Here is an 11879-nt window from a genome sequence, read left to right as displayed (position 1 = left end):
AGGATCACGCCGCACGTCCGAACATCCCGCACGCAGGAACACCGCACCCGTATGTCCCGTCCATCCAAACGGAGTTGACTGATGTCCACCGCCACTCTGACCGGTGTATGCCCCGAGTGCGAGACCGACCTGACCGTGCCCCCGGTCACCAAGGGCGAGACCCTCTCCTGCCCCGAGTGCATCCTGACCCTCCGCGTCGAGGCCGTCGAGGACGGTCGTCTGACGCTGGAGATGATCGAGGTGCAGCTCCGCGACTGGGGCCAGTGACATGGGCAGTCAGCGCGCTGTCGCGGTCGTCGCCGATCGGATCGCCTGGGAGGAACGCCTGCTGATCGAGGCGGCCCCGGCCTTCGGACTCCGTCTGGACTGGATCAACGACGAATCCCTCTCCCTCGGCCACCCGGACGCCCCGGCCGTCAAGGGCTACGAAACCCTCCTGATCCGCAGCCGCAGCTACACCCGCGGCGGACTGATCGCCACCCTCGCCGAGGCGGCCGGCGTCCCCACCCTGAACACGGCCCGCGCCATCCACGCCTGCGAGAACAAGGCCGCCCTGCGCGCCCTGCTGCACACGGCGGGCGTGCCGGTGCCGGACCACCGGCTCGTGCTCTCCCGCAAGGACTTCGACAAGGCGCTCGGCGAGCTGCCGCTGCCCCTCGTCCTCAAGCCCGTCTTCGGAGGCATGGGCAAGCGGGTCACGCTCATCCGCCATGCCGACACCGCCCACTCGGTCTACGACTACATCGAGGACCTGGCGCACGCCTTCGAGCAGGCCAGTGTGGTCGAGCCGTACCTGGGCGGCCGTTCGGTGCGCTGCTTCGTCGTCGGGCGGGAACTGATCGGCGCCGCGGAGTTCGAGAGTGGCGGGAGCGACTGGCGCAACAACGCCGCTCTCGGCAACAAGAACCGCGCGGTCGCCCACGACCCCGACGTACTCAAGATCATCGACGGAGTGGTGGATGTGCTCGGACCCGGGATCTACGGGGTCGACCTCTTCAGCACCCCCGACGGCTACGTCGTCAACGAGGTCAACCACGCGCCCGGCTTCCGGGCGGTGGCCTCCGCCACCGGCGCGGACATCCCCTCGGCCGTCGGCCGTTACGTGCAGGAGCTGCTCGCATGATCCGTGCAGGAGTCGTCGGTGCCTCCGGGCTCGCCGGCGGCGAACTCATCCGACTCATCACCCAGCACCCCGACCTGGAACTGACCTTCCTCGGCGGCGCCTCCAGCATCGGCAGGCGCCCCTCCGAGCTCCACCCCGGTCTGCGCATCCACCAGGGACTGACCGTCGAGCCCGTCACCGAGGAGGTCGCGGACAAGGTCGACGTCCTCTTTCTGGCCACCCCGGCGCCGGTCTCGGCCGAGCTGGCCTCCCTCTTCGCCGACCGGATCCCGGCCGTCGTCGACCTCAGCGGTGCCTTTCGCATCCGTACGCCGCACCTGCACGACCGCTGGTACCCGAAGGTCGCGCGACGCACCGACCTGGCCGACCGCTTCGTCTACGGCGTACCCGAGCTGGTCGGCGACCAGTTGAAGGACGCCGCGCTCATCTCGCTGCCCGGCTGCTACGCCACCGCGATCACCCTGGGACTGGCGCCGCTCACGCTCGGCCTCGGCCTCGACCTCAAGACGGTCGTGGTGGACGGCAAGAGCGGCTCCAGCGGCGGCGGACTCCAACTGCGCACCTCCGACCTGCACCCGTTCCGGGCCGGGGCCATCGCCCCGTACTCGCCGACCGGGCACCGGCACGCCGCCGAGGTCGCCGACTTCCTGGAGCGGAGCAAGCCCGGCGCCGTCGGCAACCTGTCCATGTCGGCGTACGGCGTCTCCAACGTGCGCGGTCTGCTGACCTCCTCGTACGTCTTCACCGACGACAAGGTGGACCAGCGCGAGCTGTCGCGGGCGTACCTGCGCTTCTACAAGGGTCGCCCGTTCGTGCGCGTGCGACGGCACGACGAGACGCTGATCCCGGTGCCCGACCCCCAGGTCGTCCTCGGGTCCAACTTCGCCGACGTGACGGTCCTGCACGACGAGGAAGGCGGCCGGATCGTCGTGCTCGCCGCGCTCGACAACCTCGTCAAGGGCGCCGCCGGACAGGCGGTGCAGGCTGTGAACCTGCGGTTCGGCCTGCCGGAGGAGACAGGACTGACGCAGCAGCCGGTGATGCCGGCATGAGCGCACAGCACCTTGCCCCTACGGTCGTGAAGCTCGGCGGCAGCTGCCTGGACGACCTCGACGGCAGCTGGTGGGACGACCTGGCCCGCCACGGCCGGGACCGCCCCCTGGTCCTCGTGCACGGTTGGTCCAAGCCGCTCAAGCGTCTCGGCGCGCGCTACAGCGAACCGTCGGCGATCCTGCGCGACCGCTACGGCAACCAGAGCCGCTGGACCACGCCCGAGGTCATCGACGACATCAAGGCCGTCAGCGCCGAACTGGCCGCGGACGTCCTGGGGAGGCTCGAGGACCGCGGCATCACCGCGGAACGGCTGCTCGGCAGCGACGGTCTGGTCAGCGCCGGCGAGGGCGAGCGCTGGTGGTGGCGGGAGAAGCAACTCGTCGAGCTGGAGAACCTCGTCGGCCCGATCACCGGTGTCGACGTGACCCCGCTGAAGAGTCTCCGGCCCGGCCACGCCCACCTCGTCACCCCGCTCGCACGGAACGCGGCCGGCCAGGAGGTCAACACCGACGCCGACCGGGCCGCCGCCGCCATCGCCGGGGCCACCGGTGCCACCGACCTGGTCCTCGTCACCGACGTCGGCCACCTCCTGATCGACGGCGAACCGGTGAGGCTCATCAGCGGCCCGGCCGCGGCCGCCTTCCGCGACAAGGGAGCGAAGGGCGGCATGCGCAAGAAGCTGCGAGCCGCGGGGGAGGCCCTGGACCACGGAGTGCGTCGCGTCGTCATCGGCAGTGCCGCCGTCACCGAGCTGCTGGACGGCCGAACCGGCACGGTCATCACCGACGAGCGGCCCTCCACTCACACATCAGGAGCGAGCGCATGACGCGGCCCCGTGTACTCGTCGTCAACAACGGAACCTTGTCCCTCAAGCAACTCCGGTCCCGGTTCGAGGCGTTGGGGTCGGACACCGAGACGTCCGACGCCCTGTCCGTACCCGCCCGTGTGGACGGCCGCTACCAGGCGATCGTGCTGAGCGGCACCAAGGTACGCGCGTACGACACCGAGTACTACAAGCCACTGATCGACCTCGTCACCGCCACGGACGTGCCGGTCTTCGGCATCTGTGGCGGTATGCAGATCCTCTCCGTCGCGGCCGGCGGCCGCCTGGAGGAAGGACCGCAGCGGGTCGGTGGCTACGAGGCACAGGTCGACACGCAGGAACCGCTCTTCACCTACGTGAAGCCGACGGTCACCGTCTTCCACCGGCACACCCTCTACCTCCAGGAGGCCCCGGCGGGCTATCGCACCATCGGCCGCTCCGAGCACGCGCCCGTCGAGTTCCTCCGCTCCGACGACGGCCGAGTCTTCGGCTCCCAGGCCCATCTGGAGTTCCGCAAGGACGGCCTGGAGATCCTGCGCGGCTTCGCGCAGCTCTACCAGTGACCCTGACCCCGCCCGATTCCCCTCACCTCTCAGTTCCTGAGATCCCTCACACACCAGACGCAAGGAATTCGCCATGAGTGCTCTGGAAGAGCCGCAGGACCCCGCCCTCACCGTCCACCTCAACGGCAGCGGCGGCGCCATCAAGGGATGGGTGGTCGTCGACACGCTCGTCGACGGCCTGGCCATGGGCGGCACCCGCATGACCACGGGGGTGACCGAGGAGGAGGTCGCCGGCCTGGCCCGCGACATGACCGAGAAGTTCACCCTGGCAGGGCTGCGCATCGGCGGGGCCAAGGCCGGAATCGTCTCCGACGGCACCGACCGCGAGGAGACGTTCCGCACCTTCGGCCGCACGGTGAAGCCGCTCCTGCACGGCGGCATCCACCTCGGCATCGACATGGGCGTCACCCCCGCCGACCGCGCCGTCTTCTTCGCCGAGGCGAACTACGACCCCCGCTACCGCCTCGGCGCCCCCGACATGCCGATCGACTGGCGTACGTACTACGAGCCCCTGATCGACGCCACCGGCCACGGGGTCGGCGTCGCCGCGATCACCGCTCTGGAGGCGAGCGGCCGTACCGAGCCCGCCCGGGTCGTGGTGCAGGGCTTCGGCGCGGTGGGCCGGGCGGTGGCGCGGTTCCTCGAGGACCGTGGGCACGTCGTCGTCGGCATCGCGGACGTCCAAGGCACGATCAGCGCCGACCGGCTTCCGGTCGCCGAACTCGTCGCCGTCACCGACCAGTTCGGCCGCATCGACCGCACCCGTCTCCCGGAGGGCGTCCAGCTCTCCGGCGAGCCCGACGCCTGGCTGGACGTCGACGCGGACATCCTGATCCTCGCGGCGCAGAAGTACGCGCTCACCGCCGAGAACACCCACCGCCTGCGGGCCGGCCTGGTGGTGGAGGGCGCCAACCTGGCCTCCAGCGCGGCCGCGAAGGAGAAGGTGGCCGCCTCGGGGGCGGCGCTGGTCCCCGGAGTCATCGCCAACATCGGGGGCGCCGCCTCCGCGGCCCTCGCCGTCACCCGGGTCGTCCCCTTCGACCTGCCCGCCGAGGCGCGCAAGGCATGGGTCTTCGACTGGGTCGGTGACCGGGTACGGCAGAACACCCGCGACCTGCTGGAGATCGCCGCCGCCCGCGCCGGCAACCCGCTGCCCGAGCTGCTGGCCGCCCGCAGGAAGGACCGCTGATGAGCACGACGGCCACGGCGCGTGCAGGGACGACGGCGGGGGAGCGGTCCACCCCGGTGGCCGCGGTCGTCCCGGAGGAGCGCGCCGCCGAGTACCGCCGCCGTGGCTGGTGGCGTGAGGAGACCTTCCTCGACGACCTCCACCGCCAGGCCGCCCTGCGTCCGCGCAGGCTGGCCGTCGCGGGCCGCCGCGTCGCGGAATCCCGCACCGACACCCTGGACTACGCCGAACTGAACCGGCTGACCGACCGGTTCGCCCTGGGCCTGCTCGAACTCGGCGTGCGGCCCGGCGACTTCGTGGCCGTACAGCTCCCCAACCGATGGGAGATGGTGCCGCTGATCTTCGCTTCCATCCGCGTCGGCGCCGTCATCATCCCCATCTCGCCCATCTGCACGGAGGAGGAGCTGCGCCACCGCCTCGGCCTCACCGGGGCCCGGGTGTGCGTCACCCTTCCCCGATGGGCGGGTACACCACTGGCGGAGATCGTCACTCGGCTCCAGGGTGAACTGCCCTCCCTCGAACACGTGTCGGTGGTCGACGGCCCGGTCCCCGAGGGCGCGCTCTCCTTCCACGAGCACTTCGTGGCAGAGGAACGGGAGGAGCGTGAGGACGCCGCCGCCCGCCTGGACGGCTTGGCCCTCGGCGCGGACGACCCGTTCGTGGTGCTGTTCACCTCCGGCACCACGGGCCTGTCCAAGGGCGTGCTGCACAGCCCGAACACGGTCCACTCGGCCGTACGCGGTTACGTCGACGCGTTCGGGGCGGGCGACGACTGGGTGGCGGCGGTGTCCACACCCCTGGTCCACTACTCGGGGTTCGCGCAGGGCGTCCTCGCGGGCGTCATGCTGGGCGGCACGGTCGCCTTCCAGGACGTACGCCGCAACGAGGCGCTGCTCGACCTGGTGGAGCGGTACGGGGCGACCCTCCTTTACGGGCCTCCCGCCACTCTCGCCGACGTCGCCGCGTCCCAGCGGGCCGAGCGGCGCGACACGAGCACGCTGCGGCACGTGGTGATCGGCTCGGCCCCGGTCCTGCAGGAGTTGGCCGACGAGGTCCACGAGACGCTCGGGGCCCGCGCCCACTCCCTGTGGGGCATGTCCGAGAACGGTCCCGTGACCACCACCCGGCCCGAGGACCCGGCGGGCTGGTCGGCGCGGAGCAACGGCAGCGCCATCGAGGCCATGGAGATTCGCATCGAGACGTCCGCGGAGTTCGGAGGCGCGCAGGCCTCCGGCACGCCGGGCTCCGTAGGCAGGCTCAAGGTGCGGGGTGCGTCCCTCGCGCTCGGTTATCACCGGCGTCCGGAGGCGTTCGCGGCCGAGCTCGGGGCGGACGGCTGGTTCGACACCGGGGACCTCGCCCGCGACGACGGCAGGGGCGGTATCCGCATCATCGGCCGGGCCCGCGACGCGATCCTGCGGGACGGGCAGGTGGCGCCGATGACGGAGCTGGAGGCGGTGATCGGCAGCCATCCCCAGGCCGTCGAGGCCGCGCTGGTCGGCCTGGAGCCGCCGGCTGACCACACGGGAGCCGGGCCCGGGGACGTGATCGTCGCCGTCGTCGTCCCGCGAGAGGGCCGGGGCCCGACACTCCAGGAGGTACGGGACCGGGTCGCGCAGGCGGGCCACGACGCCCGCTTCCTGCCGGACCGGCTGGAACTGGTCCCCGCCCTCCCGAAGACGCTGACCGGCAAGGTCCGCAAGGCCGAGCTGCGCGAGCGGTACACCCTGACGTCGACGTCGGCGTCCGCCTCGTCATCCTCATCACGGGTGCTCTGAAAGGCACTTCATCCCCGTCACCCGTCCCCCCGATCGCTGGAGCTGTCATGCCCCACCCCGCACCGGTTCCCATGTCGGCGACCCTCGCCGCCGATGAGGCCCTGGCCCGACGCCGCCGGGCCGGGGAACGGGTCCTGTCGATGGCCAGCGGGGAGATCGGCCTGCCCGTCCTGCCCGCGCTCAGGGACCGGCTCGCCGCCGCGGCAGCCGAGAACGCGTACGGCTCCGTCGCCGGAAGTCCCGCCCTGCGTCACGCCGTTGCGGGGTACTGGGAGCGGCGCGGCCTGGGCGTCGACCCGGGACTCGTCGTCGCGGGTCCCGGCAGCAAGTCCTTGCTGTTCGCGCTGCTGCTCGCCATCGGCGGAGACGTGATCGTCCCGGTTCCGAGCTGGGTCAGCTACACGGCGCAGGCCCGGCTGGCCGGGTCCCGGCCCATCCCCGTCCCGATCCTGCCTGGGCAGGGCGGGGTGCCCGAGCCGGACCGGCTGCGCGAGGCGGTCGCCGACGCCCGATCCGCGGGTCAGGACCCGCGGGCCGTGGTCGTGACCACGCCGGACAACCCGACCGGCACGGTCGCCTCGGCCGACACCGTACGACGGCTTGCCGATGCGGCACACGAACTGGACCTCCTCGTCGTCTCCGACGAGATCTACGGCGATCTGGTGTACGACACCTCCACGCCGGCCGTCTCCCCGGCCCTGTACGCGCCGGAGCGGACGGTGGTCACCACCGGCCTGACCAAGAACCTGGCGCTCGGCGGCTGGCGCACGGGAGTGGCCCGGCTGCCCGACAGCGAACCGGGGCGCGCCCTGCACACCCGGCTCGTCGCGATCGCCAGCCAGATCTGGTCGAGCCCGCCCGCCCCGGTGCAGACGGCGGCCGCGTACGCGTTCGGGGAGCCGGTCGAGGTAGTCGAGCGCATCACGGCGAGCAGACGGCTCCACGAGAAGGTCGTGCGCGCGGTCGCCGCCCGTTTCACCGCCGCAGGCGCGGAGTTGGCCCCCGTCGCGGCGACCTGCTACCTGTACCCGGACTTCGAGCCCCTGCGGGAGCACCTCGCCCAGGCACACGGAGTGCGCGACGGGGACGCGCTGGCCGGCCTCCTCTCGGAGCGCCACGGGGTCGGAGTCCTGCCCGCGAGCGCTTTCGGGGAGACCGGCAGCCCCCTGCGCATCCGGGCGGCGACAAGCCATTTCTACGGCGACACCCACGAGCGGCGCACGGCCGCGCTGGACGTCGTGGAACCACTCGACCTGCCCTGGATACGGGAGTCGGTCGACCGGGTCGGCGAGGTGCTCGCCGACCTCACGGGCGCGCAGGCACCCGCCCTCCTCCCTCACCCCTGATCCGCCTCAACTCACCCACGCGCAAGAGGAGTCATCCGTGTCCCACCCTCACCTGCCCGTCCTCTTCGAGGCGTTGTACAAGGGCGCACGCCACGTCGGCTTCGGCCGCCCCGAGAACGGCGCCCAGCAGACCCTGTACCGAGTGGAAGACGGCGATACGGCCGCCGCGTTCATCGCCACGGACGGTTCGGAGGAAGCCCTGCGAGCCACCCTCACCGAGGGCGCGGAGACCGTCACCGTCACTGCCGGGGACCCGGAGGTGCAGCTGCTGCCACCTCTACTGCCGGCGGCCACGGGCAACGCCCTGCTGAGCGGCTTCATGGGCACCCACAAGAAGAAGTGGGGCGGCGAAACAGCGTCCGAGGACGGGGAGTTCACCCCGCCCAAGTGGTTCTTCAAGGGGTTCGGCGACTGGGTGCGCCTGCCGGGCGAGGCGCTGAACGTGCCCGCGCACCCGGTCGCCCTCATCGAGGAGCCCGAGGTCGCCCTGGTCTACGTGAACGACGCCGACGGCACACCGCACTACGCGGGCTACACCTTCGGCAACGACCTGTGCGACATCGGCCTGCACCGGCAGGACCCGGGCTACAACCCGTACTGCAAGCTGTGCGACACCGCTCTCACCCCCTGGCTGTTCCTCGGTCCGCCGCCCCGCACGGTGACGGGGCGGGTCACCATCGTCCGGGACGGCGCGACCGCCTGGGAGGGCCTCTTCGACTGCGGCGACGACGCCCTCTACTACCGGGTGCAGGACATGGCCGACCACCTGTTCACGTTCCCGGCGGTGCGACGGCCCGGGCTGGTCAACTACGTCCTCCTGGGAGCGGACGAGGCGAGCTTCCACGACGGGTTCCGCATCGCCGACGGCGACCGCATCGCCATCGACGTGAAGAGCCACGGCGTGGCCTTCGAGAACCAGGTGCGGTACGTCTCGCCGCCCCCGTCCACCACCCCGGCCGCAGCCCCGGCGCCCCTCGCCGCAGAGACGCCGGAGCGTGTCACCACGGCATGAAAACCTCGTGAAGCGGGGCCGGTCGAGCTGTGCAGACGCCGACCGGCCCGTGCACGCTCTGAGAGCGACCACCCCGTCCCGCCGTCAGACCTCGCAGGAGGAGACCGAGTCGTGCCCGCCACCCGCAGGAAACAGGTGCACCTCGCAGCCCAGCTGCCCGGCATCCACAACGTCACCGTCTGGTCGGACCCGCGCTCCCAGAGCCAGATCTCCATCGACTCCTTCATCCGGCTCGCGCAGACCGTCGAACGCGGCAAGTTCGACTTCTTCTTCCTGGCCGAAGGCCTGCGGCTGCGCGAGCACAAAGGCCACGTCTACGACCTGGACATCGCGGGACGCCCGGAGAACCTGACCGTGCTCAGCGCCCTGGCCGCCGTCACCACGCATCTCGGCCTCGCCGCCACGGTCAACGCCACCTTCAACGAGCCGTACGAGGTGGCGCGCAGGTTCGCCACCCTGGACCGGCTCAGCGCCGGGCGGGCCGCGTGGAACGTGGTGACCAGCTACGACGCCTTCACCGGCGAGAACTTCCGCCGGGGCGGCTTCCTCCCGGAGACCGACCGCTACACCCGGGCCGCCGAATTCCTCGGCACGGCAAGGCAGTTGTGGGACAGCTGGGCCGAGGGCGATCTGCGAGCCGACGCGGCGACGGGGGAGTACGCCACCGCCGGGGCCGGCCGCTTCGACCACCGGGGCCAGCACTTCGACATATCCGGCCGGTTCACGACCCCGCCCGGGCCGCAGGGGCACCCGGTGATCATCCAGTCCGGGGAGTCCGACGCGGGCCGTGAGTTCGCCGCGTCCGACGCCGAGGTCATCTTCAGCAAACACAGCAAGATCGACGCGGCACGGGACTTCTACCGGGACGTGAAGCGCCGCCTCGCCAAGTACGGCCGTGGCCGCGACGATCTGCTGATCCTGCCCACCGCCAACGCGGTCGTCGCCGATACCGACGAGGAGGCCGCCGCCTATGCCGAGGAGATCAGCCGTGAACTGGTGAGCCCGCAGACCGCGATCGCCCACCTGGAGGCCGTCTGGGGCTGCGACCTGTCCGCTTACGACCCCGACGGACCGCTCCCCGACATCGAGCCGGAGGATGACGCCCACCTTCTGAAGGGGCACTCCGTGTTCCGCAAGGGCAGGGGGGAGACGGCCCGGCAGTGGCGCAAGCTCGCCGAGGAGCGGAACCTGTCGATCCGGGAGCTGGTCATCGAGGTCGGTGGCCGGCAGACCTTCGTCGGCAGCCCGCGTACGGTCGCCGACGCCATCGACCACTACGTCCAGACCGAGGGCGCCGACGGCTTCGTCCTCGTCCCCCACCTCACCCCCGGCGGCCTGGACGACTTCGTGGACCGGGTGGTGCCGCTGCTCCAGGAGAAGGGCGTCCACCGGGACGACTACACCGGCAGCACGCTCCGCGACCACCTGGGCCTGTCCGGCGCGCCCCGCCCGGCAGGCTGGGGCGGACCGACCCCGCGCGACGACAAGGAGACCTCCGCATGACGGGTACGACCGCCGCCGACGACCCGACGGGCACCCCCGGCGCCCTGCTGCACCTGGCCGTCGCGCTCGACGGCGCCGGCTGGCACCCGGCCGCCTGGCGCGAGGAAGGCGCCCGGCCCGGCGAGCTGCTCACCGCCGCGTACTGGGCCGACCTCGTCGCGGAGGCCGAGCGCGGCCTGCTCGACTTCGTCACCTTCGAGGACGCCCTCGGGCTCCAGTCCGCCGCCTTCCACCGGCCGGACGACCGCACCGACCAGGTCAGGGGCAGCATGGACGCGGTGCTGCTCGCCTCCCACCTCGCCCCGCTCACCACCCACATCGGCCTCGCCCCGACCACGAACGTCACCCACACCGAGCCGTTTCACCTGGCCATCGGCATCGCCACGCTCGACCACGCCGCCAAGGGCCGCGCCGGCTGGCGCCCGCAGATCTCGTCGCGCGCCGCCGACGCCGCCCACTTCGGCCGCCGCACCACCCCCCAGCTCACCGACGAGGACGTGACCGACTCGGAGCTGATCGCCGCGCGGCTGCGCGACCTGTTCACGGAGGCCGCGGAAGTGGTCGAAGCGGCACGGCGACTCTGGGACAGCTGGGAGGACGACGCGGAGATACGGGACGCGCCGACCGGCCGTTTCATCGACCGCGACAAGGTCCACCACATCGACTTCCAAGGCGCGAACTTCAGCGTGAAGGGACCCTCGATCACCCCGCGCACTCCCCAGGGACAGCCGTTGGTGGCAAGCCTCGCGCACGCCTCCACCCCGTACGAGTTCGCAGCGCTCAGCTCCGACGTCGTCCACGTCACCCCGCACGACAGAGCCGGCGTCGCGGCGATCCTCGCCCAGATCGACGAGGCGGTGCTCCGCACGGGCAGAGACGTGACGGAACGGCCGCTACGAACCTTCGCGGACCTACTTGTCCTCCTGGACGACGAACCCGGCGCCGCCGCCCGCCGCAAGGCCCGCCTCGACGAGGTGGCCGGCACCGAACTCGCCTCCGACGCCGAGATCTTCACCGGCACCCCCGCCGAACTCGCCGACCTGCTCCTCGACTGGCGCTCAGCCGGCCTCGACGGCTTCCGCCTACGCCCGGCCACCCTGCCCCACGACCTGACAGCGATCACCCGCGGCCTGGTCCCGGAACTGCAACACCGCGGCGCATTCCGCACGCAGTACGAATCCACCACCCTGCGCGGCCACTTGAACCTCCCCCGACCTGCGAGCCGCTACGCGACGGCGGGTTGAGGAGTCCCGGTGTGACCGAGGGAGCTTGATCCCGGGACGAGGACAGCACGAAGCTGGTTCCGGAATCAGGCTTCTGCCATGCCATGCCATGCCATGCCATGCGGTCCGGGCCACGGTCGCGCTCGCTCGACGGCCTCCGCAGGCGGATCTGGCGCTAGCTGTATTGAGCATGAGCGTTGTTGACACGCGCGGGCCTTGAAGAGGGCGAAGGCCTCCGTGTGTGGTGGAGGTGTCGAATCTTCACC

Annotated in this window: 11 protein-coding genes; all 11 read left to right on the top strand. The window is 71.6% G+C overall.

Annotation, left to right across the window (positions count from 1 at the left end):
- The first annotated feature begins 81 nt into the window (after positions 1-81).
- On the top strand, positions 82-267 hold the full coding sequence (locus AC07EJ_RS43095) for a lysine biosynthesis protein LysW (RefSeq protein WP_081222306.1): 186 nt from the start codon (positions 82-84) through the stop codon (positions 265-267).
- 1 nt (position 268) lies between these two features.
- Positions 269-1123 (top strand): ATP-grasp domain-containing protein, encoded by an 855-nt coding sequence (locus AC07EJ_RS43090; protein ID WP_389484147.1) that lies wholly within the window; start codon positions 269-271, stop codon positions 1121-1123.
- Positions 1120-2175 (top strand): N-acetyl-gamma-glutamyl-phosphate reductase, encoded by a 1056-nt coding sequence (argC, locus tag AC07EJ_RS43085; RefSeq protein ID WP_389484145.1) that lies wholly within the window; start codon positions 1120-1122, stop codon positions 2173-2175. Before AC07EJ_RS43090 ends, argC begins: the two co-directional genes overlap by 4 nt.
- Positions 2172-3002 (top strand): amino acid kinase family protein, encoded by an 831-nt coding sequence (locus AC07EJ_RS43080; protein ID WP_389484142.1) that lies wholly within the window; start codon positions 2172-2174, stop codon positions 3000-3002. The genes argC and AC07EJ_RS43080 overlap by 4 nt, the downstream gene beginning before the upstream one ends.
- Positions 2999-3562 carry a type 1 glutamine amidotransferase gene (locus tag AC07EJ_RS43075; protein WP_389484139.1) on the top strand — a complete coding sequence of 188 codons (564 nt, stop codon included), beginning with the start codon at positions 2999-3001 and terminating at the stop codon, positions 3560-3562. The genes AC07EJ_RS43080 and AC07EJ_RS43075 overlap by 4 nt, the downstream gene beginning before the upstream one ends.
- A gap of 73 nt (positions 3563-3635) precedes the next feature.
- Positions 3636-4751, top strand: coding sequence for a Glu/Leu/Phe/Val dehydrogenase dimerization domain-containing protein (locus tag AC07EJ_RS43070; RefSeq protein ID WP_389484137.1), 1116 nt, complete (start codon positions 3636-3638; stop codon positions 4749-4751).
- Entirely contained in the window at positions 4751-6529 is a 1779-nt protein-coding gene (locus AC07EJ_RS43065) for an AMP-binding protein (protein WP_478886290.1), read from the top strand. Before AC07EJ_RS43070 ends, AC07EJ_RS43065 begins: the two co-directional genes overlap by 1 nt.
- A gap of 47 nt (positions 6530-6576) precedes the next feature.
- Positions 6577-7875, top strand: coding sequence for a pyridoxal phosphate-dependent aminotransferase (locus AC07EJ_RS43060; protein ID WP_478886289.1), 1299 nt, complete (start codon positions 6577-6579; stop codon positions 7873-7875).
- A gap of 37 nt (positions 7876-7912) precedes the next feature.
- Positions 7913-8887 carry a fumarylacetoacetate (FAA) hydrolase gene (locus AC07EJ_RS43055; RefSeq protein WP_478886288.1) on the top strand — a complete coding sequence of 325 codons (975 nt, stop codon included), beginning with the start codon at positions 7913-7915 and terminating at the stop codon, positions 8885-8887.
- A gap of 111 nt (positions 8888-8998) precedes the next feature.
- A complete protein-coding gene (locus AC07EJ_RS43050) occupies positions 8999-10390 on the top strand; it encodes an NtaA/DmoA family FMN-dependent monooxygenase (RefSeq protein ID WP_389484128.1) in 1392 nt (463 codons plus the stop codon).
- The gene (locus AC07EJ_RS43045) at positions 10387-11634 is read left to right on the top strand and encodes an LLM class flavin-dependent oxidoreductase (RefSeq protein WP_478886287.1); all 1248 of its coding nucleotides are present in this window, start codon (positions 10387-10389) and stop codon (positions 11632-11634) included. The genes AC07EJ_RS43050 and AC07EJ_RS43045 overlap by 4 nt, the downstream gene beginning before the upstream one ends.
- The last annotated feature ends 245 nt before the right edge of the window (positions 11635-11879 follow it).

The sequence above is a fragment of the Streptomyces sp. NPDC045026 genome (assembly GCF_056432625.1).
Note: the sequence above shows the minus strand (reverse complement) of the source record. Positions and strands in the feature narration are given on the sequence as shown.